Genomic DNA, 24,157 nt, shown 5'->3' on the forward strand with positions numbered 1-24,157 from the left:
GACTCTGCTGATTCACTCTGTTGAGGAGTCTGCACCGTCCAGCGCGCAGGAAAAAGCGCAATTCGCGCGAAAGAACATCATGGTGATCTCTACAGGGCCAACTCAATGGATCTGGGGAGAGAGCGTGCGGGGCACGCCATCAACGCTGATGTGCCTCCACTGTAGCACCCGCGCCCGCGATCGGCAGGATTGAGGGGGTGAACACATGGCCCCGCGCGTCGGGCCCGCCAAGTGCCGAGATCTGTTGTGCCGCGGCGCTGGCCTGGGCGTCGGAGTCAGCGAGCACAAGCACCGTGGGTCCCGCGCCGGAGATCACGGCGGCGAACCCCGCTGCGCGGAGTCCGTCCACCAGAGCCATCGACCCGGGGAATGCGGGACGGCGCTGTTCCTGATGCAGCGCGTCCTCAGTGGCGTCGAGCAGCAGCTCCGGAGCGCTGGTGAGGGCGTGGACCAGCAGCGCTGCGCGCGCGGAGTTCTGCGCCGCGGCGGAATGATCGACCTGGGCGGGCAGGAGGTCTCGTGCCACCTGGGTGGACTGCTCGAAGTTCGGCACGGCCACCACGGTGCGCAGGTCCGGGTGCGGGATCAGCGGCGCGGTCTTGAAGGCTCCGTCTCGGGGGTGGACGGCGGACCCGTCAGGCTCACCGGCGGAGCCCAGCGCGGTGGCGGCTGCCTGCCAGGAGATTGCAACCCCTCCGCGCAGCGCCGGGACGTAGTTGTCCGGATGGCCCTCGATCCGGGAACCGATCTGGAGCTTCTCGTCGTCGCTCAACCCGTCTGGGAGCAGCGTGTGCGCGGTCATCACGGCCGAGGCGACGGCCGCTGCCGAGGATCCGAGCCCGCGACTGTGTGGAATGTTGTTGACCGCTCGGACCTGAAGGTCGGGGAGGCTGAAGCCCTTGGCGTTGAGGATCTTCTCGACCAGGGTGACCACCAGGTGGGATGCATCGCGGGGCAGCGTTGCGGAACCCTCACCCTCCACCGTGATCTCCACCTGCGCGGTGGTGCCGCTCCGCGGCGCGGCGTGGACGGTGATCTCATCGTAGAGACCCAGTGCCAGACCCATGGTGTCGTAGCCGGGGCCGAGATTGGCGGAGGTGGCCGGCACCTTCAGGTGGAAGGACGCCGGGGCGGCCAGCGGCTCACGAAGGGCAAGGTCGTTGGCACCTTCCGCGTCATGTCCCTGCGCGGCAGGTGGCGTCGCGGCCGAGGGGGCCAGTGCCTGTTCAGGGGCGAGGCCCTGTCCTAGCTTGTGCATGCTGGGCTGCCCGCTCATCGAATCAGAGCCCCAGCTGCCGGGCCACGGTCTCGACATCCTGCGGGACCATGGTCGGGGTGACGTCCGAGCCGTCGGCGTTCTTCAGCGCCCAGTCTGGATCCTTCAGTCCGTGACCGGTCACGGTGATCACGATCGTCTTGTCCGCCGGCATCTCACCGGCGGAGTGCTTCTTGATCAGTCCGGCGACGCCGGCAGCGGAGGCGGGCTCCACGAAGACGCCCTCCTTGGAGGACAGCCAGCGGTGCGCGACGAGGATCTCCTCGTCGGTCACCGACTCGATGACCCCGGCAGACTCATCCCGAGCGGCCTCGGCCTTCTCCCAGGAGGCGGGATTGCCGATCCGGATGGCCGTTGCGACCGTCTCGGGCTCGGTCACCGGGTGGCCCATGACGATGGGCGCGGCGCCCTCGGCCTGGAACCCCCACATGATCGGGGTGTGGCTGGCCACCGCGGCGAGCTCCTCACCGGTGCCTCCCCCGTAGGGGTTGGTCCAGGGCTGGGAGTACTCCTTGTAGCCCTTCCAGTAAGCGGTGATGTTGCCGGCGTTGCCGACCGGAAGCAGATGGTAGTCCGGGGCATCGCCGAGTGCGTCCACCACCTCGAAGGCTCCGGTCTTCTGGCCTTCGATGCGTGCCGGGTTCACCGAGTTCACCAGGAAGACCGGGTAGTTCTCGGAGAGCTTGCGGGCGATGTCGAGACAGCCGTCGAAGTTGCCGTCCACCTGGATCAGCTCCGCACCGTGGGCGACCGCCTGGGAGAGCTTGCCCATCGCGATCTTGCCCGCCGGCACCAGTACGGCGCAGGTCAGACCGGCCTGGGTCGCGTAGGCGGCGGCCGAGGCGGAGGTGTTGCCGGTGGAGGCGCAGACCACGGCCTTGGCGCCCTCGGCCACCGCGGCGGTGATCGCCATGGTCATGCCGCGGTCCTTGAAGGATCCCGTGGGGTTCATCCCTTCCACCTTCAGGTAGACCGTGCCGGAGACCAGCTCGGAGAGCGCGGGGGCGTAGACCAGCGGGGTGCCGCCCTCTCCCAGGGTGATGACCTCGGTGGTCTCCTCCACGGGGAGTCGGTCTGCATACTCACGGATGACTCCGCGCCATTGGTGCGCCACGAGTGGGGGCTCCTTCATCGTCGTGCTGGTGGGATCTGCTCTGTGTGGGCTGGGCCCAGGACTACTGTTCGACCTCGACGCGAAGCACCGAGTTCACTGCCAGGACCACGTCCAGGGCGCGCAACGTGGACACGGTGTCGGAGAGGTGCTTCTCCTTCGCCAGGTGCGTGACGATCTGCACGACGGCGCCGCGTTCGCGCGCCGCCTCGGTGTCCACCTCACCGTCGGTCGATACGCTTCCGGGCTGGCGCATGGATTCGATGGAGACGTGGTGATCGGCCAGCACGCGGGCCACCTCGGCGATGACACCCTCACGGTCAGCGACTTCCATATCAATGTAGTACTGCGTGCGGGCGTCATCCACCGGCAGTGCGCGAACCGTCTGGGAGTCTCCGTTGGTGTCGGTGGTCCCGGGGTTGTCCGGTCCGCTGTGCAGTCGGCGCGCCACGGAGACCACATCACCCATGATGGCCGAGGAGGTGGGCAGCCCGCCGGCTCCCTGTCCGTAGAACATGAGCTCCCCGGCGTTCTCGGCGACTACGAAGACCGCGTTGAAGGCTCCGCGGACGCTTGCAAGCGGGTGGGTGCGGGGCAGCAGGGTGGGGTGCACGCGCAGGATGGCACCGTCGTCGTTCTTCTCGACGATCGCCAGCAGCTTGATCACATAGCCGGAAGCCGCGGCGGCCTCGATGTCGGCGGAGGTGACGGAGGTGATGCCCTCGCAGTAGACGTCGTCGATGCTGAAGGGCGCGTGGAAGGCCAGCGCGCCGAGGATCGCGGCCTTGGCTGCGGCATCGTGGCCCTCGACGTCGGCGGTCGGGTCGGACTCGGCGTACCCGAGCCGCTGCGCCTCGGCCAGCGCGTCGTAGAAGGCGGCGCCGGTGGAGTCCATCTGGTCCAGGATGTAGTTGGTGGTGCCGTTGACGATGCCCATCACCTTGGTGATGCGGTCGCCGGAGAGGGATTCCTGGATCGGGCGCAGGATCGGGATGGCCCCTCCGACCGCGGCTTCGAAGCGCAGCAGGGCGCCGGACTCTGCGGCGGCCTGGCTGAGCTTTCCGCCCTGGACCGCGAGCAGCGCCTTGTTTCCGGTCACCACTGCGGTGCCGGCGCGCAGCGCGCGCTCCACCAGGGTGCCGGCGGGCTCGAGGCCGCCCATGAGTTCGATGATCAGGTCTGCCTCGTCCACCAGCGCCTCGGCGTCGGTGGTGAGCAGCTCGCCGGGGATCTTCCAGTCGCGCGGGGCCTCGACGTCGCGGACGGCGACGCCGATCAGCTTGATCGGGGCACCGACCCGCGAGGAGATGAGCGCCCGCTCCTCGACCAGGGTGCGTGCGACCTGTGAGCCGACGTTGCCTGCGCCGAGCAGACCGATCTTCAGCGGCTCTGCGGTGGTCCTTGCTGCGGACATCATGACCTCAATCCCTTGTGCCTGTTCGGTTCCCGGCGCTGCGCGCGTGCTGTGTGTCAGTGTGCGGCAATGCCGGTGTCACGCCCGAGCATGTCCTGCTCGGTCTCTCGGCGGATGAGCACCTGGGAGGCGCCGTCTGCGACGGCGACCACTGCGGGTCGAGTCAGGTAGTTGTAGTTGCTCGAGAGCGAGTGGCAGTATGCGCCGGTGGCGGGAACGGCAAGGAGATCATCCCGGGCCGTCGCCGTCGGCAAGTATACGTTTCGCACGACGATGTCGCCGGACTCGCAGTGTTTGCCCACGATGCGAGACAGCGCGTGGTCTCCGGTCACCCGGCGCGAGGCGAGCACCGCTGAATAGTCGGCGTCGTAGAGCACGCCGCGGGCGTTGTCGCTCATGCCGCCGTCGACGGCCACGTAGCGCCGGGACACGGTGGTGCCGTCGGGGGCGTCGACCTGGACGTCCTTCTGCACCCCGACTCGGTAGAGCGTGACCCCGGCGGGGCCGACGATGGCCCGGCCGGGCTCGATGGAGATCCGTGGGACGCTCAGTCCGTGCTCCGCGCAGGCCTGCTTCACCGTGGCGGCCAGGGCTGCGGCGATTGCTTCGGGGGCCCGCGGGGTGTCGGCCTCGGTGTAGGCGATCCCGTGTCCCCCGCCGAGGTCGAGCTCGGGCAGTTCCACGCCGTAGGCCGCACGCAGGCTGGCCAGGAAGGCGATGAGCTTCTGCGCGGCCAGTTCGAAACCGGCAGGTTCGAAGATCTGCGAGCCGATATGGGCGTGGATTCCACGGAGTTCGACGCCGGGAAGCTCCAGTGCGCGCGAGGCTGCTGTCCAGGCGGGCGAACCGAGGTAGGGGTTGGTGACTTTCGCCTCTGCCCCGGCAGCGTCTGCACCGGACGCGTCTGCACCGGACGCCGGGGTCAGGGAGAGGCCGAACTTCTGATCCTCGTGCGCGGTGGCGATGTATTCGTGGGTGGAGGCGTGCACGCCGGGAGTCAGCCGGAGCATGACCGGGGCGCGGGTGCCGGCTGCCACGGCCAGCGTGGAGATCCGTTCAAGCTCATCGAGGGAATCGGCGATGATGCGGCCGATCCCAGCGTCGAGGGCGCGCTGGATCTCGGCGTCGGACTTGTTGTTCCCGTGCAGTCCGATCTGCCTCGGCGGAACCCCGCCGGCCAGGGCGAGGGCCAGCTCGCCGCCGGAGGCGGTGTCCACGCAGAGCCCCTCCTCCACGGCCCAGCCCGCCACATGGGTGCTCAGGAAGGCTTTGCCGGCATAGAAGACGTCCACCTCGGCCTCAGGGGCGAAGGCTGCGCCGAAGGCCTCGCGGAAGCTGCGGGCGCGGGCCCGGAAGTCTGCCTCGGAGAGCACGTAGAGCGGCGTGCCGTGCTGGGCGGCGAGGGTCACGACGTCGACCCCGCCGATCACCAGGCGGCCCTCGGCGTCGCGGTGCGCGTCGGCCGGGAGCAGCGCCGCCTCGAGGTCATCGGTGTCCCGACGGGCGGTGAGCCAGGCCGGTGCCAGCGGATGCGCGCTGGGGGTGGTTGATTCTTCGGGGGCAGAGCTGCGGGTCGTGATGGCGGCTCACATCCTTTCGGGTGCGGTGACGCCGAGCAGCGCCAGTCCGTTGCGCAGCACCTGGGCGGTGGCGTCGTTGAGCCAGAGCCGGGTGCGGTTGAGATCGGTGACCGGGTCCTGGACGCCGTCGGGGCTGACGCTGGGCGCCACCCGGCACACGGCGTACCAGCCGTGATAGGCGCTGGCCAGGGACTCCAGGTAGCGCGCCACCCGGTGGGGTTCGCGCAGCTCGGCTGCCGAGGCCACCACGGAGGTGAAGCGTCCCAGGTGGGAGAGCAGCTCCTCCTCGGTCTCATGCGTCAGCAGCCCGGCATCGAAGCCGTCGCGGTCCACTCCGGCGGCCTCGGCGTTGCGCGCGGCATTGCGGGAGCGGGCATGGGCGTACTGGACATAGAAGACCGGATTGTCATTGGTCCGCGACTGCAGCAGCTCTGGGTCCACGTCGATCGGGGAGTTCGCTGGGAACCGGGCCAGCGTGTAGCGCAGCGCGTCGGCGCCGAGCCAATCGATCAGGTCGGTGAGCTCGATGATGTTGCCGGCGCGCTTGGACAGCTTCGCGCCGCGGATCGACATCAGCTGCCCGATGAGCACCTCGATGTTGCGCTGCGGATCGTCACCGGCGCAGGCGGCGATGGCCTTGAGCCGGGAGACGTAGCCGTGGTGGTCCGCGCCGAGCAGGTAGATCTTCTCCGTGAAGCCTCGCTCCCGCTTGGAGAGGTAGTAGGCGGCGTCGGCGGCGAAGTAGGTGGGCTCACCGTCGGCCTTGAAGAGCACCCGGTCCTTGTCATCACCGAAGTCGGTGGTGCGCAGCCAGACGGCGCCGTCGCGGTCCTCGATGTGGCCCTGCTCGCGCAGCGTCTCCACCGCGGCGGCGACCTTGCCCTCGGCGTGGAGGGCCTGCTCGGAGTAGAAGACGTCGAAGTGCACGCCGAACGCGGTCAGGGTGTCCTTGATCTGACCCATCTGCGCCTGGAAGCCCAGCTCGCGCACGATCGGCAGCGCCTCTTCGCGGGGCATGTCCTTGACGTCCGGGCGGGCGGCGAGGATCTCGTCGGCCAGCTCGATGACATAGTCACCGGGGTAGCCGCCCTGCGGGACGTCCTCGCCGTGGATGCGGGAGAGCACCGAGTGGCCGAAGACGTTCATCTGGTTGCCGGCGTCGTTGACGTAGTACTCGTTGGCGACCGTGGCGCCGGAGGCGCGCAGCAGCCGGCCGATGGCGTCGCCGAGCGCGGCCCAGCGGGTGTGCCCGATGTGCAGCGGTCCGGTGGGGTTCGCGGAGACGAATTCGACGTTGACGCTCCGCCCGGCCAGCGCCTCGTTGTGACCGAAGGTGTCCCCTGTTTCGACGATCGTGCGGGCAAGCTCCCCTGCGGCGGCGGAGTCCACGGTGATGTTGATGAACCCGGGGCCCGCGATCTCGATGCGCTCCACGCCGGCGACCTGCTCCAGCCTGGCGCCGACGATCTCGGCGAACGCACGCGGGGGCATCCCGGCCTTCTTGGCCAGCTGCAGGGCGATGGTGGTGGCCCAGTCGCCGTGCTCGCGATTCTTGGGGCGCTCGATGACGACGTTCTCGGGGAGATCGACGCTCAGCTCACCGGCTTCGACAGCCTCGGCGAGCACGCTCTTGACAACGGTGGAGAGTTCTTCTGGAGTCACCGGAACAGTCTACGCGGTCCGCCCCGGGAGCCGGGTCAGCACAGGATGGCTCAGCTGAGCAGACCGAGCACACCGCTGATGCTCAGGTAGACGCCGAGTCCCGCCAGGGTCAGGCCGCTGCCCATCTCGATGCGTCCGGTCACCACGGGGTTCGAGAGCCAGGAGTTCGCGGCATCGACCAGCAGCACGACACCGATCAGGTAGAGCCACATGCTGGCGGCCACAGTGCCGCCGAGCACCCCGATCGCAAAGGCCGGGGAGGCTCCGACGGGAGTGAACTGCGGGAAAAGTGCCAGGAAGAACAGACCGACCTTCGGGTTGGTCATGCAGCTGCCCAGCCCGATCAGGAATGTGCCGCGGAAGCTGGTGATGTCGCGGCGGGTGCGACGGCGGGGGGAGTCCTCCGATCCGCGAGCGCCTGGGCCCTCCTCCGCTGCGGGGGGTTGGGGATCGTAGGGGCCCCCGACCAGCACGGGAACTTCGACGTCGGCGCGGGCCAGTCGGTGCGCCTTCAACGTGATCGAGGCGCTGCGCACCGCGCGGGCACCGAGGAAGATCACGTAGAGGCCGCCGACGAGGCTGAGCAGCTCATAGGCCACCGGGGAGGCCTGGAACAGCGCCGCCAGGCCGGTGGCGGCCAGCGCCGCCCAGATCAGCGCGGCCACTGAGGATCCGGTCGCCGCGCCGAGGCCTGCCCGGCGGGAGAGCAGCGCATTGCGCAGAGACAGCATGGTGTCCTGCCCCGGGGTGATGGCCAGGACGGCGGAGACGGCGAGCAGACCGAAATAGCTGGAGAGTGTCACAGCTCCATCCTGGGACACCACACCGATCAGGACAAGCAGATAAAAGCTTAAGACTGTTCGGTATAAACGAATCTGCGCCATACTGGTGCCATGTTGAACCCTCACAGGCTGCGCGTGCTGCACTCGGTGATCGCCACCGGCTCGATCCAGGGCGCCGCGCGCAGCCTGCACTTCTCCCCCGCCACGGTGAGCCAACATATGAGCATCCTTGCGCAGGAGACCGGGCTCAAGCTCTTCGAGCGCAGCGGTCGCGGACTCACCCCGACGACGGCGGCACTGTCCCTGGCACGGGGCAGCGCCGCCGTGCTGCAGGGTCTCGACGAGCTGGACCGTCAGGTGGAGAGCCTGCGGCTGGGCCGGTCCAGCCACCTGATGCTCGCCAGCTTCACCTCCGCGGCGAGGGAGTGGCTGCCTCGTGTGGTCGCCACCCTGCGCGCCAAGGACCCTGGGATGACGGTGCAGATCAGCCTCAACGAGCCCTACGCCGAGAAGACCGGACGTCCGGTGGACATCGACATCCGCAATGAGTCACCGCTGGAGCCCGAAGAACACTTCAAGGGATATCTGCGGCACCTGCTTCGGCACGAGGACTTCGCCGTCGTCGTTCCTGCTGATCATCCGCTCGCGGACTCTGCGACGGTGGAGGTCCAGGAGCTCAGCAATCAGATGTGGGTGGACCATGACATCAAGGACAGCCCCAACGGCAGGATGATCCGCACCGCCTGCCAGGCCGCCGGATTCGTGCCCCAGTTCGCGGCCCGGCTCGATGACCACAACGCCGCCCTGTCTCTGGTGGCGGCTGGACTCGGGATCACCGTGCTCCCCCACCTGGCTCTGCGCGATCTCCCGCTCGGCACGGTGGTCCGCCCGCTGCGAAATCCCAAGGTGCAGCGCCGGATCGTCGCCCACGTGAAACAAGATCGCGCAGGCGAGGAGCTGGTCGTGGCGGCACTTGAGGTGCTGCGCGAAGAATCCGAGAAATCACTCGACGAAGAACCCTTGACCTGACCCCTCAGCAGTCCTAATGTACAACCACATGGTTATACGTTCTGAGGTGTCGGCTCCCCCCAGTGACGCCCAGGTGGACCGGATCTTCCGGGCCCTGGCAGACGCCACTCGCAGGGACATCGTCAGGCGCACCCTCGGTGAGGAGGCAACAGTCTCCGCCCTGGCCGCGCTCTATGAGATGTCCTTCGCCGCCGTGCAGAAGCACGTCAGCGTCCTCGAAAGCGCCGATCTGGTGACCAAGCGCCGGCAAGGGCGCGAACGCCTGGTCCGCGGCAACCCTGACACCATCCGTGGAGCCCAGGCACTGCTCGATGAGTACGCGCGCATCTGGCAGGGCCGCATCTCCCGCCTGGACGCCCTCCTGGCGGACACCACGACGCAAGACACCAGTGGGCAGCACTGATACAGAAAGGCTCGTCATGCCCATCACCTCAGTCACCAAGGACGCCGAAGCATTGACCATGACTGTGGTCTCCGACTTCTCCGTGCCGGTCCAGCGGCTCTGGGACGCCCACGCCGACCCCCGCCAGCTTGAGAAGTTCTGGGGACCCGAAGACTGGCCGGCAACCTTCACCCGCCACGACTTCCACCCCGGGGGCCGTTCGCACTACTGGATGACCGGCCCGGACGGCACTCGGGCCGCGGGCTACTGGGAGTTCCTCGCCATTGACCCCGGGCGCTCCTTCGAGGTCACCGATGGCTTCGCGGACGAGTCTGGCACACCGAATCCGGAGATGCCGCAGATGCGCCTGCGCCTGACCTTCGCCGAGACTCCGCATGGATCCAGGCTGACCTCGACCTCCTGGTTCAACTCCACCGAGGACTATCGGCAGCTGCTCGAGATGGGCATGGAAGAGGGCCTGACCTCGGCCATGGGCCAGATGGATGCGGTCCTGGAGGATCTCTCCTCCTTCGCCGCCGGCAGGGGCGCCCAGACCCAGATGCTCACCGACACCAAGGTGCGGATCAGTCGGATCATCCGCGGAACTCCCGAGAAGGTCTGGCAGGCCCATCGTGACCCAGACCTGATGCGGCGCTGGCTCCTGGGCCCGGACGGATGGCGCATGAGGGAATGCCAGCTCGGCGAGAAGGTCGGCGAGAGCTACCGCTTCGTCTGGGAGCGGGAGGAGGACGGTTCGGACAGCTTCGCCTTCTTCGGCGAGCTCAAAGAGCTCGACGCGCCCCACCGTGAAGTGACCACCGAAAACATGGAGGGGATGCCCAGTCCCCCCAACATCAATGAGCAGACCCTGACACCGGTCCACGGCGGCACCCTTCTCACCGTGGTGATCACCTACCCCGACAAGGAGACCCGCGACATCGTCCTGGGAACGGGCATGGCAGACGGCATGGAAGCCAGCTACGCCAGGCTGGAGGCGGTCTTGACAGCCTCCTCCCGGTCATAGCGGCAGGCTCATCCCGACCACGCCCCCGACCAATATCAGTGAGGACCTGTATCGATGCCGCAGCCATTCACCATCACCCTGCCGATCGCTGATCGTCGCCGCTCCCACACGTTCTACCGGGACGGCCTCGGGCTCGATCCGGTGGGTGACGTGGCGCAGGACGGCCTCCCCGAACCGCTGCAGTTTCGACTGCTCGGGGAGGCCTACCTCTGCCTGGTCCCCACCGAGGCCTTCGACTGGGTGCTGGGTCCCCGCGAGCTGTCCCCGGCGGAACACAGCGAGTGCCTGCTGGGCATCGCCCTCGCTGATGCCCAACAGGTCACCGCCATGACCGAACGACTGGTCACAGGCGGGGGCACGGTGCTCACCCCACCCACCCACCAGCCCTGGGGATTCGAGTCCCTTGTGGCGGACCCAGATGGTCACACCTGGCAGCTCTACGTCGGGTGAGCCAGAGATCTCCTCGGCCCGATGGGAAGGAGCACCCCAAGCGGCTCATCATGGTCCTCGGCGGTGCATCAATGCAACCGCGTTCCGGCCGGTCGGAGATCTCAGGAGCGGACCTGGCGATCGCCTTCCTCGTCACCGCTCTCTTCCTCGTCACTCGCTGCACCGTCCTTCTGCGAATCCTCACCCTTGGGGCGCCGTACCAGCAGGTAGGTCGCGCCGAAGAGCAGCACGCCTGCGCCGATCGCCGCGGCGATCGCCCACTCCTCCCCCACCAGATCGTCCAGGAAGGACCGCGCAGGGGACTCTGGATCGACGAGGGCGACCACCACGAAGGCGGTCACGACAAATGTGGCCAGAATCGTCCCCAGTCGCCGCCACCACCGCGAGGATCCGACCTTCTGCAGAGAATGCCCGGCCTTGGCCACCTGTTTGGCGCGCAGCACCCGCAGCGCCCCGACGCTGCGCAGAAGACGCAGGAGCTGCATGGGACCGACGCTGAAGACCACGCCGACGATGACCAGCACGCTCAGACCCACGAGCCACCAGTTGCGGCGCAGCCAGTCGATCTTCTTGGGCGACACCAGGAACAGCACGATGGTCTCGAAGATCAGCACCACACTGGTGATCCAGAGCCCCACGTGGCCGATCATCTCGAAGGGCTCATCCAGGAGGGTGAGGAAGACCGCGGGGACCGACACCACGGCCGCGATCAGCACCGGCCAGGCAAGCCTGTCCTCCCAGCGCTCTTCGAGCTCGCGGGCTCGGTCCTGGGACGCTCTGCCGCTGGCAGTCTCGGCGAGCTCTCCCGCGGCGGCGGAAGCACGCTGCCTCTTGGACTCTGGACCGCGCTCGTGTTCGTCGGCGGAGGTGGGTGCGGAAGTCATAGTCCCAGGGTAGAGGGGTTCTCAGCCGGTTGAGCGAGGCATCGGGCCGCCGAGGTGTGCGACCGCGCCGCGGCACTTCGCAGTCGATCGATCGTGAGTCGCCTGGTCCCGCGCGGCGAGATCCTCGGCCAAGGCGCAAAAAAAGGCCCGCATCCTTGCCGAGACAAGAATGCGGACCTGATTTCTCTGTGTGCCCCCGGCGGGAATCGAACCCACGACTTTTGGTACCGGAAACCAACGCTCTATCCCCTGAGCTACGGAGGCCCGCCAGCTGTGCAATTCAAGGAACCGAGTTCCTCGAGCAACTGACCGATTCAGATTACCAGCACCGCACCGGTTCCACCTAGCCGGTCACCGAGGTGGTGTAGCTCCACAGCTCCGCGGACATCCCCACGGGCTTCTTCGGCGACTCCCCGGAACCGGACTCGCCGCCGCTGTGGGACTTCTGGAAGTCCTGCGAGGTGCGCCAGTTCTCAAACGCCTCCTCCGTGGCCCAGCGGGTGATGACCAGCCAGGTCGTGCGCTCGTCGGCAGGCTTGAGCAGCTCAAAGCCCTCGAAGCCTTCGGTGCCCTCCATGGAGTCGCGGCGAGCGGCGAACCGCTTGCCGAGTTCATCGCCGGAGTCGGCAGGGACAGTGATGGCGTTGATCTTGATGATGCTCATAGGGCCATCTTCGCAAAGTCAGCGGCGTCCGCAACAGCAGCCGCGCGAATCCACGGTGAGCTAGGGACGGCAGCCTCGTGCCGCGGAGCCCGCGCCGCTGTCATCGTCCCGCCGCGTAGCCCTGGGCGCCGCGGGCGTTGGCCGCGGCGCGCAGCCGCCCGGTCTGCGGGTCCCGCGTGACGCAGGAGAGTCGTCCCAGCGCCCAGTCCCCCGCCGTGGTGACCTGGTGTCCACGGCGACGCAGTCCTTCGATGAGCTCGGCACCGAGTCGGTCCTCCACCACGGCCCCGCCGGGCTCCCATGCGCGCGGCCAGAAGGAGCCGGGCATCGACGTCGTATGCAGGGTGGGGGCGTCGATGGCCTGCTGGGCGGTGTGTCCTCCGATGAGCATGCGCAGCAGCATGGGCAGCTGCCACTGGTCCTGCTGGTCTCCGCCCGGGGTGCCCAGGGCGATCAGCGGAGCGCCGTCCTTGAGCACCAGCGTAGGGGTCAGTGTGGTGCGCGGACGCCTCCCCGGTTCCAGCCGAGAGGAGGAGCGTTCATCGAGCCAGGTCATCTGCAGCCGGGTGCCCAGGCAGAAGCCGAGCCCCTCGATCACCGGTGAGGACTGCAGCCACCCCCCGGAGGGGGTTGCGGAGACGATGTTGCCCCAGCGGTCGACCACGTCGAGGTGACAGGTGTCCCCCTTGGTCTCCCCGGCCTTGGAAACGGTCGGCTCGCCCGCACCGGCTCCGGCGACGGCGTCGGCCACGTTGACCAGGGCAGGCAGCACCTGGTCGGCGCCGGGGACCTTCCCCGGGCGGAACTCTGCGGAGGCTCGCTCGCTGATCTGCTCGCGACGCTGCGCGGCGTATTCATCCGAGAGCAGGTGCTCCAGGTTCACCGGGACATCGCCGTAGTAGGTGTCTCGGTCCGCGAGGGCCAGCTTCTGCGCCTCCAGGATCAGGTGGGCGCCGATCTCGGTGCCGGGGTCCAGCTGCTCGTCCGGGTAGCCTTCGAGGATCTTCAGCGCCTGCAGCAGCGCTGGGCCCTGGCCCCAGGCGCCGGACTTCGCGATGGTGTGGCCGCGGAACTCGATTGAGACCGGGGTTTCGTATCCGGCGCTGTGGGCGGCGAAGTCTTCGGCGGTGATCACCCCGGCGTAGTCGCCGCCGTCGGAGTGCCGATGCGGGGTCTTCACGAACTCCGCCGCAGCCTCGGCGACGCGTCCGGTCTTCCACTCACTGCGTGCGGCTTCGATCTGCGCCACCCGGCTCGAAGCACCCTGCCCGGCGGCGATGAGGTCGCGCAGCACCTGCGCATACTCGGGGTTGCGGATGCTCTGCCCGGGCTCGGGGACCTTGCCCTCGGGCATCCACAGCGCGGCGGAGGTCGGCCAGTGCTCCTGGAAGAGCTCGGCGACGGCCCGGATCGCCCGCACCGCCCCGGGCAGGATCGGATGCCCGTCCTCGGCGTAGTCGATGGCGAAGGCGAGCACCTCGGCGAGGTCCCAGCTGCCGTGGTCGCGCAGCAGCACCAGCCAGGCGTCGACGGCGGCCGGGACGGCGGCCGCGAGGGCACCGGCACCCGGGACGTTCTCGAGCCCGAGCGCACGGTAGTGCTGGATCAGGGCCCCTGCGGGTGCGGGCCCCTGGCCCATCAGCACCTGCGGCGTCGACGGTGCGCCGGCGGTCGCGAAGATCCCGACCATGTCACCGCCGGGACCGTTGAGGTGCGGCTCCACCACATGCAGGACGAAGGCCCCGGCGACGGCCGCGTCGAAGGCGTTGCCACCGCGTTCCAGCACCGCCTGCGAGGAGGCCGTGGCGAGCCAATGCGTGGAGGCGGTCATTCCGAAGTGACCCTCCAGGGTGGGCCTGGTGGTGAAGGTCTCGGCATGGGTGAACGTCATGGGCACTCCTGAGGCGTCGACGCGACGATCGAGCAGGACACCCACCCGCCGCATTAGTTGCTTTTGCAAACCAGCCTACGGGATGAGCGGGGTCAGAAGAGCGCCGGCTGGGCAGGACCGGCCGCGGTCGGTGCCGACGCTCCCTGCTGGGCCACCGGGGAGTCCGGGTCATTGCGCTCGCGCCACATCAGGTCCACCGGCTTGTCGAAGCCATGACGACGCCGGGCGGCGCGGGCGGAGTCGGCGAGCCAGTGCCGATACTCCTTGGAGGCGTAGGAGCCGCCGCCGTAGATCCGACGATACTTCGCCACCAGCGCCGGGTACTCGCGGGCCAGCCAAGCCATGAACCATTCCCGGGCGCCGGGGCGCAGGTGCAGCGCACCGGTGGTCACATAGCTCGCACCGGCGTCGGCCAGTGCGGCATGGAGGGTGTCGATGCGACCGTCGCCGTCGGTGAGCCAGGGCAGGATCGGCATGGCCAGCACCGAGCATTCAAGCCCGGCGTCGGTGATGGAGCGGATCAGATTCAGCCGTGCCCGGGGATCCGGGGTGCCCGGCTCCACCTTCTGCTGAAGCTCCGGATCCATGACCGCCAGGGACACCGCGACCGAGACCGGCACCTGTTTGGCGGCCTCCTGCAGCAGCGGGAGGTCGCGCTTGAGCAGCGGCCCCTTGGTCAGGATGGAGAAGGGCGTCCCAGAATCCGCGAGCGCCCTGATGATCCCGGGCATCAGCTGGTAGCGACCCTCCGCGCGCTGATAGGGGTCGGTGTTGGTCCCCAGCGCCACGTGCTCGCGCTTCCAGGACGGCCGATTCAGTTCGGCCCGAAGCACCTCGGCGACATTGGTCTTCACGATGATCTGCGTATCAAAGTCCCTGCCCGCGTCCAGGTCCAGGTACTCGTGCGTCTTCCGCGCGAAGCAGTTGTGGCTGACCACACCGTTCGCGATGAAGTCCCCGGTGCTGGTGGTGATGTCGATCAGCGGCTCGCTGCGACCGAGCGCTTCGATGCCGGTGATGCGCAGAGCCTCGGTGGTCCCGACCGCACCTCCCAGCACGCTCGCTTCGAGAGGGGATTCCTCCGCCTCGGAATCCAGCTCAGGAGACATTCCGAGTCCGAATCCCATGAGCCGGTCGTGCTCCGTCAGACATGGGCGCGGTGACCCACCCTCCGGGCGAGCCACGTACTTCCACCCGCGCTCTGCCAGGAAGCGATGGTCGCCGCTGGCCACGATCTGAGTGCCATCGCGAAGCGTGATGCGGAATGCGGGCTTCTCGGTCCCCCATTTCGCTGAGACCTCCGAGCGGACCAACCGGCGATTCCTGCCGTCGAGCTCGGTGCCGACGACGACGTCGCCCACCCTGACCTCACGCAGCAGCTTCTGCCGCCCGTCGGCCATCAGGATCAGCGTCTCGGGGCTCAGGCAATACACGCACTGATGCAGACATCCGCGGGTGGGGTTCACGGTCCAGGAGAAGGGCATGTTCGACTGGCCAGGCACCTTGTTGAGCGCGGTCTTCGCCGCCACCTCGTGGAAGGTCACGCCTTCGAACTCCGGGGTGCGCACCGAGCGCAGGAGTCCCTTGAGCGGGATGAGGGCCGCACCCTCACCCTCCTGCACTGCCTGTCCCTGCCACCTCATACGGTTATTCGAACATACTTTCGAATGCCTGTCGAGATGGACTCGCCCTCGAAGCCCGGCGAGCTGAAACTCCCGGACACCTGACTGGGCCCGGGGCACCAGCCTCAGCTCACCAGCAGCAGGACCCCGCCCAGCCCGGTTCCCACCGCAAGCACCGTGCCGCCGGCACCGAGCAGCAGCGCGGGTCCTCCCTGGCGCAGCAGGCGACGCAGGTCCACCGAGGCGCCGACGCCGACCATCGCGGTGGTCAGCAGCATCGTGGTCACGTCCGCGGAGAAGTCCAGGGTGGACTCGGGCAGATCGGTGACCGAGCGCAGCACCATCATCACCAGGAAGCCCAGCACGAAGAGCGGGATCAGCGGCGGCCGCGATCCAGCGCCCTCCTCGACGCCCTCCCCGGCTCCCTGCGCAGCTCCGACCGCCCGGCGGCGACGCCCGGCAAGGCTGATGCCGGCGATCACTGGCGCCAGGAGCACCACCCGGGCGAGCTTGACCAGGGTCGCGGTGGCCAGCGCCACCGCCCCGACCACTCCGCCGGCGGCGACCACCTGTCCGACCTCATGGATGCTGGCGCCGATCCAGACGCCCATCTGTTCCTCGCCGAGGCCGAGCAGGGTTCCCAGCGCCGGCAGCGCGAGCAGCGCCAGGGTGCCGTAGAGGGTGACCACCGCGACGGCGGCCGCAGCGGCCGCCTGGACCGGGGCACCGTCGTCGTCCTTGCCGTCGCCTCGGTCGATCGCCGCGGCGGCTGCCGCCACGGCTGAGGCCCCGCAGATCGCGGTGCCGGCGGCCAGCAGCGTGGTCATCCCCTTCGGTGCGCCCAGCAGCCGCCCGAGGGCGAGCATCCCGAAGAAGGTCACCCCCACGGTGAGCACGACGACCGCGAGGACCGCCCACCCCAGGCCGAGCAGGTCACCCAGCGCCAGCTGGAGGCCGAGCAGCACGATGCCCACCCGGAGCAGCTTCTTCGCCGCCCAGCCGAGACCACGCTCGGCCCAGAACGGCACCCAGCCCAGGCTGCGCAGCGCGATGCCGGCAAGGACTGCGACCAGCAGCCCGGAGATCACCGGAATCTGCTCGGCGATCAGCCGGTGCGCGGCGATCGCGAAGATGAGAGCCAGCGCCGCGCCGGGGAGGATCTCCGCGGTCTGGCACCAGAGCCGGGTCAGCCGCGAGGTCAGGTTGGAGGTCAGGGCGGTTAGTGGAGGCACCGGATAAGCATAGGACCACTGGCCTAGACTGAGCGGGTGCCGAATCAGCTGAACACCGAGACCCCGACCGCCGCTCCGCATGAGTCGATGAAGCCGGGGGCCGCACAGCAGGATGCAAGGCCGCAGGAGTCAGCGCCGCACCCGCAGGCGGGCCGCGAGGCCTTCAGCTTCGAGGTCGAGGCCCGGATCGAGGGGGCGCTGGGCCGCACCGGCACCATCCGCACTCCCCACGGGGACATCAAGACCCCGGCCTTCATCCCGGTGGCCACCAAGGCCACGATCAAGACCGTGCGCCCCGAGGAGATGCTCGAGATCGGCGCCCAGGCCGCCCTGGCCAATGCGTATCACCTGAATCTGCAGCCGGGCACCGATGTGATCGACGCCGCGGGCGGGCTGGGCCGGTTCATGAACTGGCCGCTGCCCACCTTCACCGACTCCGGCGGATTCCAGGTCATGAGTCTGGGCGCGGGGTTCAAGAAGGTCATCACCATGGACGCCTCGGTGGTCCCCGATGACGCGGCCGTCGCCCCGAAGAAGGTGCGCCTTGCCCTGGTGGACGACGACGGCGTGACCTTCAAGTCCCATATCGACGGCACCACCCACCGGTTCACCCCGGAGATCTCGATGAAGCTGCAGCACGAGATCGGCGCGGACATCATCTTCGCCTTCGACGAGCTGACCACGCTGTTCAACACCCGCGACTACCAGGAGACCTCCCTGGAGCGCACCCGGCTCTGGGCCGAGCGCTGCCTCTCCGCGCACCGCAGCCTCACCGCCGAGCGCAGCCACCGCCCCTACCAGGCACTCTTCGGGGTGCTCCAGGGTGCCCAGTACGAGGATCTGCGGCGCAAGGCCGCGAAGGATCTGGGCTCCATGGAGATCGAGGGGCAGAGCTTCGACGGCTTCGGAATCGGCGGCGCCCTGGACAAGGAGAACCTCGGGGTGATCGTGAGCTGGATGGCCGAGGAGCTCCCGGAGAACAAGCCGCGCCACCTGCTGGGGATCTCCGAGCCCGAAGACTTCTTCACCGCCATCGAGAACGGGGCAGACACCTTCGACTGCGTCTCCCCCTCTCGAGTGGCGCGGACCGGACGGGTCTATCACCCCGATGGTCGCTACAACATCCCGCAGGCTCGCTTCAAGCGCGACTTCTCCCCCATCGATGAGGAGTGCACCTGCTACACCTGTCAGAACTACACCCGGGCCTACCTGCATCACCTCTTCAAGGCCAAGGAGATGCTCTACAACACGCTGTGCACCATCCATAACGAGCACTACACGATCAAGATGGTCGATGACATCCGGGCCAGCATCGAACAGGGCCGGTTCTACGAGTTCCGCGACGCCACCCTGGGCCGCTATCAGGCTGGGTCCACGCCGTAGCCGGATGACCTCAGGTCGGACCGTGGAGGTCCACCTCCTCCGAAGGTCATTTCTCAAGATTCGCAAGAACCTGTCCTTGGTCAACCGATGACTGCTGAGAGAACAGTCGCAACCGTGAAGACGAGTTGCGCATTCTGCGCGAATCCCCGGCGCGATCCGGGGCGTGCGGTCCGGAGAAGAGGCTCTCTTCCAGCGTCTCTGGCCCCTCTCGGTGCTGACCCGCCGGCGGCTGGAGCGGCAGGTGAAACATGTCCGATCGCGCCTCGCGCCACAAGTGCCCTCAGCCGGAGCGGCACCGGTGCTGCCAGTCGGTGCCAGCGTGAGCAGCTGTGCCATCCACCAGATCCACACTCAGCGCAGTGATGCACTCCCCCTGGCGCGGAGCCGGCCGGACTCCACACCCTGGACATGACCGAGCATCTCTGCTCCGAGGAGACCTGCCCGGCGGTGATCGGCAAGATCACCGCGTACTGGGACAAGAGCCGTCTCTCGAACCACCGCATCGAATCGCTGGCGCAGCTGCTGGACGCCAAGCTCCGCGAGGAGATGCCGGACCTGTTCTGAGTCTTCGACGCCCGGTCGGGCCGGTGGGGCCGGTGGGGCCGGTGGGGCCGGTGGGGTGACTCTGGCAGGACGGGCGGGAACTACGACTGATGTGGCGGGCGCTCCAGGTCGCCCTGCTTTCTAGGGTTTGCATCTTTCTGCCGGACGCTCTAGGTTTCAGCAGACAACGAATCATCCAGAGCGACTGAGAGACCTAGCTCAACGACGTCGCAGCAACCCCACCCCTTCAGGGTGAGCAGGTGCTACCGCTGGGAACGATGAAAGGTGAGATGTTCCATGCCCAAAGCGGCTTCAAGCGCACAAGAGAACAGACTGAATCCGAGGTACACCGAGGCACCCCTGCGCACCTCTTCGAAGACTCTGCGGGTCGCTGGCACGTGGTCGGGCCCAGTACGGACCGAACTCACCGTCCGGGACTTCAGCTTCGTCTCTGACCAGCCTGTGGTGCGCGGTGGCAGCGATCAGGGCCCCGCGCCGATGGAGTACCTGATCGGCGGTGTCAGCAGCTGCATCGCCGTCGCGGTCGAACAGCTGGCCCATCGGCGGGCCCTGCCACTCACCGACATCTCCACATACACGCTGGCACGTCAGGACACTCGCGGGTTGGCTGGGCAAGCAGATGTGCAACCCTATTTCTACGTGTACCGGTTGCAGCTGGTCGTAGAGACCAGCGAACAGGACTCCTCTGTCCTGACAGACTTCGCCCAGTGGGCCGAACACATCTGCCCCGCGATCAATCTCTTGCGCGACGCGCACATCGACCTGGAAGTCGCGTGGGCATTCGTGCACAAGAACTCCCATGGCCTCGCCGAAGCTCTGGCGAATCGCGCCTGGGGCTACGAGGTGGACGGGGACGCCAGCCACGGGGACTTGATCTTCGAGGTCCTCAACGCCGATGCCACCCCAGATCTCGTGGAGATGGGCTCGTGACGACGGTCGGACTCTGGACGATCGGCCTGGCACTCGCATACACCGCCTGGCTCATACTCGGAAGCCGCATCGCTGTGGGCCGCTCGGGACGCGGAGGATTCTTCGTCAGCGGTCGCAGTTTCAGCCCTTGGACCGTCGCGTTCTGCATCACGGGACTGTTCTCAGGATCCTCCTACATCGCGATCGTCGAGCTGAGCTACCGAACAGGCGTGTCGGCGGTCTGGTACGGCGTGGCCGAAACGGTGCAGATCTTGCTGATCGCGCTCCTTCTGGTCAAGCCCCTGCGAGAGAAGCTCGTGGTGACGGTCACCGGCATCATCGGGGACCGATTCGGCCGCGGAGCCCAGGCCATCAGTTCTGTGATCACCGGTCTGACGTTTCCGATGTATTCAGTGGCCACCAGCATCGCCTTCGCGTCCGCCCTCTTCGCGGTCACGGAGATCCCACTGTGGCAGTGCATCGCTCTGACAGCGATCATCCTGCTCGCCTTCCTGACCTTCGGCGGCATGCGCTCCGTGGCATTCTCCCAGACCATGAATGTCCTGATGATCTTCGTGATGTTCATCGTGGGCATCTGGGCGTTCCTGGTCTCACCCGGGCCCAGCGGTCTCGAGACCTTGGCTGAGGAGCAGCCACAGATGTTCGATGTCTCGAACGCCGGCATATCGCTGATCGTTGCCTGGTTCGGCACCTTCATCGTCAATGTTCCCCTGGCTCAGGCCGCCTTTCAGATGTCGATGTCGGCGCGGAGCCCGGAAGACGGCCAGAAGGGGCTCTTCCTCGCGGCGATCATCGGCATGCCCCTGATCCTTCTCGGAATCGTCGTCGGCGTCGCCGCCTCGATTGTGGTCCCGGATGCATCGCTGCCCCTGGTGGGCATCGCCGAGTACATCGCCGGTTCCCTTCCTGCTTGGGCTGCGGCCGTATTCTTCGTGGGACTCTGGGCATGCGCCCTGGGCTGGGCGGGACCCTGCCAGTTCTCTGGAGCCACCTCGCTGGGCCGGGACCTCGGGAGCGCGCTTCGTCCCCGAGCGACCCAGGTGGAGCTGGTGCGCTACACGCGGATCGCGCTGGTGGGGCTCACTGTCCTGATGGTGATCTTCAGTCTCCTGCGCGCCGAGGAGTCAGCCTGGTGGAATGTGATGGCATGGACTCTGCGCAACGGCGCCACCTTCGCTCCGGTTCTCGCGGCGTTCTTCTGGCCGCTCGCCACCCGCTCCGCGGCGCTGACCGCACTACTCGCCGGATTCAGCGCGGGACTCGGCTGGTACGCGCTCTCGGGGTTCAGTGCCACGGACTTCTTCCTCGGAACCCATCCGGTCTGGGTCGCCATGATCGCCAATCTCGCAGGCATCGTTCTAGTCACGCTGATCCAGGGCAGCTGGCGACTGACCCTTCATGCAGCGCGGCGCAGAAACGGCGGACTCGTTCTTCTGGTCACGGGTCTCGCCGCGGTCCTGAGCATGAACATCTCAGCATGGCTCAACAGCTACGGTTTGATGGGACTGGCACTCTTCCTCATCACTCTTGGTGTCTTCGCCGCTGCGGTCCTCCTCGCCGAGTCTCCGACGGCGACCCACACGAAGACCCAGCTGTGGGGCTCCCGGACCGAACCAGTGACCGCGCAGAACACCTCGCCACTGTAATTCTCGCGACACCAATGCCTGCTGCCGTTCGACCCGTCAGGGGAAGTCACACCTAGAGCTGGCCCAGCAGCTCCCGCCAGATCACCTTCCAGTGTTCGGCCTCCTCGGGCGAGCGCAGCCTGGTGTGTCCGACGCCGAGCGAGGACTTCCCTGCGGACTTCCCCGAGATGGTCACCGCGACCCGGGAGCCGTCGACCAGCCCGGCGCGCCAGTAGCGCCAGCGGTCGGTGGAGGAGGTGCCGGGCTCTCCCTGGAGCGCGACACCGCCGAAAGAGTCACGCCCGCCGACGAGAGCGACCCATGCCCCCAGCGCGGCGTCCATGTCACCCGGATAGGTCTTGGAGACCGAGGCCTGAAACTCACCGGTACGAGACTCCCCCGGGCGGCGCAGGTCACGGTGTTGTTCGTAGGCGACCGCCACGCTCTGGGCCCACCAGCCACGGTTCTCCACGTCCATCGGCATATGGTCATAGACGATTCCGACGATCTCGCGGTGCGGCAGGGCAGCAGCTCCGGCGTCGTCGAGGGCGGTGACCCACTGCGCCCAGGCCCGTCGGGTGGTCCGTTCGATCGCTGCGGTGCTGTGACTCCTGACCATGGGCTCGAGCCTACGCCGCTGCTGCTCGCTTGCCAGCCCTGGCCGTCGGCGGACCTGCCCCGGCGCGTGACTTGACACGCCCGTGGAGCTCAGCCGGCGCGTGCCCTCAGGCGGCGTCGACGGAGTTGACCGGCATGTGCGGGAAGTACTCCCAGAGTTCGCGGAGTCTGCGGAACTGCAGGTCATCGTCGAGCCCTTCGAGGACGGAGACGACGGCAGGCCGAGCACCTGAGGCGGTGGCTGCCGCCACCAGATCCTTCGGGACGGTCGGTTGGGCGGTGAGCGTGAATGCGGTCTTGACAGCTTCGACGACTTCAACTCGGGTGACAGCGTGCATGGTGTTCCTTCCAAGAGGGTTCTGCATGGGGTGCCCGCAGCCCTCGGCGATCGGTCACATCCGTGCGGAGACCGATGCGTTGATGCTGCCCGGAGGATCCGGGAGCAGGTTCGGATGGTCGCGCTGGACGGTGCGCAACCTCCACGGGTCTCTGAACAACGCCACGGGGGTGCCGTCGTTGCGGTAGAGGACTTCGCAGTCCTGGCGTTCGCGCAGGATCGCTGCGGCATCCTCGTCGATGTCACGAGCGACCGAGTAGTCCAGCGCGTCGAAGGAGACCGAGGCACCGAAGTCAGATTCCATGCGGGCGGAGACGACCTCGAACTGCATCGGGCCCACGGCGCCCAGGACAGGACGCTGCTGGCTGCGGCGCTCGGAGTAGAACACCTGGATGACGCCTTCGCGGTCCAGCTGCTCGATGCCCTTGCGGAACTGCTTGTGCTTGCTGGCGTCCCCGGTCTTGCCGACCCGGAAGTGCTCCGGGGCGAAGGGCTTGAACGGCGGGAACATCACCGACTGGCCCGCGTAGAGGGTGTCGCCCGGGCGAAGCGTGGAGGCGTTGACCAGGCCGACGACGTCGCCGGGCCAGGCGGTGTCCACCGTGGTGCGGTCGCGGCCGAAGACCTGCTGGGAGTACTTGGTGGGGAAGGGCTTCGCGGACTGGGCGTGGGTGGCGACCATGCCGCGTTCGAAGACTCCGGAGCAGATGCGCATGAATGCGATCCGGTCGCGGTGGGCCTTGTCCATACCGGTCTGGACCTTGAAGACGTAGCCGCTGAAGTCGGAGGTGAGCGAATAGGGGGTGCCGTCGGCGTCCGGGCGGGCCTGCGGGGGCGGACCCTGCTCCATGATGAAGTGCAGCAGCTCTTCGACGCCGATGTTCTGCACCGCCGAGGCGAAGAACAGCGGGGTCGCCTCCTGGGCCAGGAATGCGTCGCGGTCGTAGAACTCGTCGTCGACCTCCAGCAGCGAGGACTCCTCCACCGCGGTCTGGAACTCGACCGGGTACTCGGCCTGAGCGACCTCGGCGGAGAGTCTTTCAGCGAGGACCTTCTTCGCGCCGCCGGGGGCGCGGGTGTAACGGTTCATGGTCATCTCGTCGGGGTGCAGCAGTCCGAGCATGTGCCCGGAGTCTCCGACGGGCCAGTTGCGCGGCATCGAGCGCATCCCGGTGCGGGTGAGGATCTCATCGACCAGCTCCAAGGCATCCTGGCCCGGGCGGTCCCATTTGTTGATCACGGTGATGACCGGCAGCCCGCGGGCCTTGCAGACCTCGAAGAGCTTCATGGTCTGGGCTTCCATGCCCTTGGCCGCGTCGATGAGCATGATCACCGCGTCCACGGCCGCCAGCACGCGGAAGGTGTCTTCGGAGAAGTCAGCGTGCCCGGGGGTGTCCACCAGGTTCACGATCGCATCACCCACGGTGAACTGGAGCACGGCTGAGCTCACCGAGATCCCGCGGGCCTTCTCCATCTCCATCCAGTCCGAGACGGTGCCGCGGCGTCCGGCCTTGCCGTGGACCGCGCCAGCCTCGGTGATCGCGTTCGAGTGAAGCAGCAGCGCCTCACTCAACGTGGACTTGCCCGCATCGGGATGCGAGATCACCGCGATGGTGCGGCGAGACAAGGCCTCGTCCAGAATCTGCTTCGTGTCTGCTTCCATCACGCCTCTGACTCTACGCTTCCGCGGGGAGAGA

General features: G+C 67.7%; 22 protein-coding genes, 1 tRNA gene and 1 riboswitch. Of the genes, 8 read left to right on the forward strand and 15 right to left on the reverse strand.

All coding sequences use genetic code 11. The annotated features are described in order from the left end of the window. Positions 1-139: 139 nt before the first annotated feature. The 6 genes from thrB to LTI14_RS04965 form a co-directional block, all read right to left on the reverse strand. A complete protein-coding gene (gene thrB, locus LTI14_RS04940) occupies positions 140-1,258 on the reverse strand; it encodes a homoserine kinase (RefSeq protein ID WP_241465019.1) in 1,119 nt (372 codons plus the stop codon). Positions 1,259-1,280: 22 nt separating this feature from the next. Further along, entirely contained in the window at positions 1,281-2,390 is a 1,110-nt protein-coding gene (thrC, locus tag LTI14_RS04945; protein WP_241465020.1) for a threonine synthase, read from the reverse strand. A 61-nt stretch (positions 2,391-2,451) separates the two neighbouring features. Next, a complete protein-coding gene (locus LTI14_RS04950) occupies positions 2,452-3,801 on the reverse strand; it encodes a homoserine dehydrogenase (RefSeq protein ID WP_241471082.1) in 1,350 nt (449 codons plus the stop codon). 56 nt (positions 3,802-3,857) lie between these two features. Beyond that, positions 3,858-5,381: a diaminopimelate decarboxylase family protein gene (locus LTI14_RS04955; RefSeq protein WP_241471081.1), complete on the reverse strand. Its 1,524-nt coding sequence runs from the start codon at positions 5,379-5,381 to the stop codon at positions 3,858-3,860. 6 nt (positions 5,382-5,387) lie between these two features. Then, positions 5,388-7,043 (reverse strand): arginine--tRNA ligase, encoded by a 1,656-nt coding sequence (gene argS / locus LTI14_RS04960; RefSeq protein ID WP_241465021.1) that lies wholly within the window; start codon positions 7,041-7,043, stop codon positions 5,388-5,390. 50 nt (positions 7,044-7,093) lie between these two features. Further along, positions 7,094-7,846 carry a LysE family translocator gene (locus tag LTI14_RS04965; protein ID WP_241465022.1) on the reverse strand — a complete coding sequence of 251 codons (753 nt, stop codon included), beginning with the start codon at positions 7,844-7,846 and terminating at the stop codon, positions 7,094-7,096. A 90-nt stretch (positions 7,847-7,936) separates the two neighbouring features. Here LTI14_RS04965 and LTI14_RS04970 point away from each other — a divergent pair, with 90 nt between their 5' ends. The 4 genes from LTI14_RS04970 to LTI14_RS04985 are packed head-to-tail and all read left to right on the forward strand — an operon-like array spanning position 7,937 to position 10,710. Continuing rightward, a complete protein-coding gene (locus tag LTI14_RS04970) occupies positions 7,937-8,854 on the forward strand; it encodes a LysR family transcriptional regulator (protein ID WP_241465023.1) in 918 nt (305 codons plus the stop codon). Between the two features lie 16 nt (positions 8,855-8,870). Continuing rightward, positions 8,871-9,257, forward strand: coding sequence for an ArsR/SmtB family transcription factor (locus LTI14_RS04975; RefSeq protein WP_370642753.1), 387 nt, complete (start codon positions 8,871-8,873; stop codon positions 9,255-9,257). A 16-nt stretch (positions 9,258-9,273) separates the two neighbouring features. Continuing rightward, a complete protein-coding gene (locus tag LTI14_RS04980) occupies positions 9,274-10,260 on the forward strand; it encodes an SRPBCC family protein (protein ID WP_241470947.1) in 987 nt (328 codons plus the stop codon). 54 nt (positions 10,261-10,314) lie between these two features. After that, complete coding sequence (locus LTI14_RS04985; RefSeq protein ID WP_241465026.1) at positions 10,315-10,710, forward strand: VOC family protein; 396 nt, start codon at positions 10,315-10,317, stop codon at positions 10,708-10,710. Between the two features lie 101 nt (positions 10,711-10,811). Here the strand turns inward: LTI14_RS04985 and LTI14_RS04990 are convergent, their stop codons facing one another. The 6 genes from LTI14_RS04990 to LTI14_RS05015 all read right to left on the reverse strand — a co-directional run bounded on the left by LTI14_RS04990 (position 10,812) and on the right by LTI14_RS05015 (position 17,003). Then, positions 10,812-11,594, reverse strand: coding sequence for a hypothetical protein (locus LTI14_RS04990; RefSeq protein ID WP_241465027.1), 783 nt, complete (start codon positions 11,592-11,594; stop codon positions 10,812-10,814). Between the two features lie 191 nt (positions 11,595-11,785). Beyond that, positions 11,786-11,858 (reverse strand) — tRNA-Arg (locus tag LTI14_RS04995). 79 nt (positions 11,859-11,937) lie between these two features. Further along, positions 11,938-12,258, reverse strand: coding sequence for an antibiotic biosynthesis monooxygenase family protein (locus LTI14_RS05000; protein ID WP_241465028.1), 321 nt, complete (start codon positions 12,256-12,258; stop codon positions 11,938-11,940). 100 nt (positions 12,259-12,358) lie between these two features. Continuing rightward, positions 12,359-14,149, reverse strand: coding sequence for a gamma-glutamyltransferase family protein (locus LTI14_RS05005; protein ID WP_241465029.1), 1,791 nt, complete (start codon positions 14,147-14,149; stop codon positions 12,359-12,361). Positions 14,150-14,241: 92 nt separating this feature from the next. Continuing rightward, positions 14,242-15,792 (reverse strand): Rv2578c family radical SAM protein, encoded by a 1,551-nt coding sequence (locus LTI14_RS05010; RefSeq protein WP_241470946.1) that lies wholly within the window; start codon positions 15,790-15,792, stop codon positions 14,242-14,244. A gap of 104 nt (positions 15,793-15,896) precedes the next feature. After that, positions 15,897-17,003: a YeiH family protein gene (locus LTI14_RS05015; protein ID WP_241465031.1), complete on the reverse strand. Its 1,107-nt coding sequence runs from the start codon at positions 17,001-17,003 to the stop codon at positions 15,897-15,899. 87 nt (positions 17,004-17,090) lie between these two features. Between LTI14_RS05015 and tgt the strand changes: the two genes are divergently transcribed. From tgt to LTI14_RS05035, 4 genes are all read left to right on the forward strand, one after another. Next, positions 17,091-18,386, forward strand: coding sequence for a tRNA guanosine(34) transglycosylase Tgt (gene tgt, locus LTI14_RS05020; protein WP_241465110.1), 1,296 nt, complete (start codon positions 17,091-17,093; stop codon positions 18,384-18,386). 408 nt (positions 18,387-18,794) lie between these two features. Continuing rightward, positions 18,795-18,950 carry a hypothetical protein gene (locus tag LTI14_RS05025; RefSeq protein WP_241465032.1) on the forward strand — a complete coding sequence of 52 codons (156 nt, stop codon included), beginning with the start codon at positions 18,795-18,797 and terminating at the stop codon, positions 18,948-18,950. 168 nt (positions 18,951-19,118) lie between these two features. Then, positions 19,119-19,214, forward strand: a riboswitch (SAM riboswitch). 12 nt (positions 19,215-19,226) lie between these two features. Continuing rightward, a complete protein-coding gene (locus tag LTI14_RS05030; protein ID WP_255727523.1) occupies positions 19,227-19,880 on the forward strand; it encodes an OsmC family protein in 654 nt (217 codons plus the stop codon). Next, the gene (locus LTI14_RS05035; protein WP_241465034.1) at positions 19,877-21,526 is read left to right on the forward strand and encodes a sodium:solute symporter family protein; all 1,650 of its coding nucleotides are present in this window, start codon (positions 19,877-19,879) and stop codon (positions 21,524-21,526) included. The genes LTI14_RS05030 and LTI14_RS05035 overlap by 4 nt, the downstream gene beginning before the upstream one ends. Positions 21,527-21,578: 52 nt before the next feature. On the opposite strand, the gene LTI14_RS05040 is transcribed toward LTI14_RS05035, so the two are convergent. The 3 genes from LTI14_RS05040 to LTI14_RS05050 form a co-directional block, all read right to left on the reverse strand. Next, positions 21,579-22,124 carry a hypothetical protein gene (locus tag LTI14_RS05040; RefSeq protein ID WP_241470945.1) on the reverse strand — a complete coding sequence of 182 codons (546 nt, stop codon included), beginning with the start codon at positions 22,122-22,124 and terminating at the stop codon, positions 21,579-21,581. A gap of 106 nt (positions 22,125-22,230) precedes the next feature. Continuing rightward, positions 22,231-22,461 (reverse strand): hypothetical protein, encoded by a 231-nt coding sequence (locus LTI14_RS05045; protein ID WP_241465036.1) that lies wholly within the window; start codon positions 22,459-22,461, stop codon positions 22,231-22,233. Positions 22,462-22,515: 54 nt separating this feature from the next. Continuing rightward, entirely contained in the window at positions 22,516-24,123 is a 1,608-nt protein-coding gene (locus LTI14_RS05050) for a peptide chain release factor 3 (protein WP_241475958.1), read from the reverse strand. Between the last annotated feature and the right edge of the window lie 34 nt (positions 24,124-24,157).

It is taken from the genome of Nesterenkonia sp. YGD6 (assembly GCF_022565895.1).
Taxonomy (GTDB): domain Bacteria; phylum Actinomycetota; class Actinomycetes; order Actinomycetales; family Micrococcaceae; genus Nesterenkonia.

What these genes read in the sequence shown, in the direction of transcription:
- LTI14_RS05010 (WP_241470946.1), bottom strand. Translation starts at nt 15,792, where the DNA reads ATGAGGTGGCAGGGACAGGCAGTGCAGGAGGGTGAGGGTGCGGCCCTC.
- LTI14_RS05030 (WP_255727523.1), top strand. Translation starts at nt 19,227, where the DNA reads ATGCCCAAAGCGGCTTCAAGCGCACAAGAGAACAGACTGAATCCGAGG.
- LTI14_RS04975 (WP_370642753.1), top strand. Translation starts at nt 8,871, where the DNA reads ATGTACAACCACATGGTTATACGTTCTGAGGTGTCGGCTCCCCCCAGT.
- LTI14_RS04970 (WP_241465023.1), top strand. Translation starts at nt 7,937, where the DNA reads ATGTTGAACCCTCACAGGCTGCGCGTGCTGCACTCGGTGATCGCCACC.
- LTI14_RS05005 (WP_241465029.1), bottom strand. Translation starts at nt 14,149, where the DNA reads ATGACGTTCACCCATGCCGAGACCTTCACCACCAGGCCCACCCTGGAG.
- LTI14_RS04980 (WP_241470947.1), top strand. Translation starts at nt 9,274, where the DNA reads ATGCCCATCACCTCAGTCACCAAGGACGCCGAAGCATTGACCATGACT.
- LTI14_RS05000 (WP_241465028.1), bottom strand. Translation starts at nt 12,258, where the DNA reads ATGAGCATCATCAAGATCAACGCCATCACTGTCCCTGCCGACTCCGGC.
- LTI14_RS04985 (WP_241465026.1), top strand. Translation starts at nt 10,315, where the DNA reads ATGCCGCAGCCATTCACCATCACCCTGCCGATCGCTGATCGTCGCCGC.
- tgt (WP_241465110.1), top strand. Translation starts at nt 17,091, where the DNA reads ATGAAGCCGGGGGCCGCACAGCAGGATGCAAGGCCGCAGGAGTCAGCG.
- LTI14_RS04990 (WP_241465027.1), bottom strand. Translation starts at nt 11,594, where the DNA reads ATGACTTCCGCACCCACCTCCGCCGACGAACACGAGCGCGGTCCAGAG.
- thrB (WP_241465019.1), bottom strand. Translation starts at nt 1,258, where the DNA reads ATGCACAAGCTAGGACAGGGCCTCGCCCCTGAACAGGCACTGGCCCCC.
- LTI14_RS04950 (WP_241471082.1), bottom strand. Translation starts at nt 3,801, where the DNA reads ATGTCCGCAGCAAGGACCACCGCAGAGCCGCTGAAGATCGGTCTGCTC.
- LTI14_RS05045 (WP_241465036.1), bottom strand. Translation starts at nt 22,461, where the DNA reads ATGCACGCTGTCACCCGAGTTGAAGTCGTCGAAGCTGTCAAGACCGCA.
- LTI14_RS05050 (WP_241475958.1), bottom strand. Translation starts at nt 24,123, where the DNA reads ATGGAAGCAGACACGAAGCAGATTCTGGACGAGGCCTTGTCTCGCCGC.
- LTI14_RS05025 (WP_241465032.1), top strand. Translation starts at nt 18,795, where the DNA reads ATGACCGAGCATCTCTGCTCCGAGGAGACCTGCCCGGCGGTGATCGGC.
- LTI14_RS05040 (WP_241470945.1), bottom strand. Translation starts at nt 22,124, where the DNA reads ATGGTCAGGAGTCACAGCACCGCAGCGATCGAACGGACCACCCGACGG.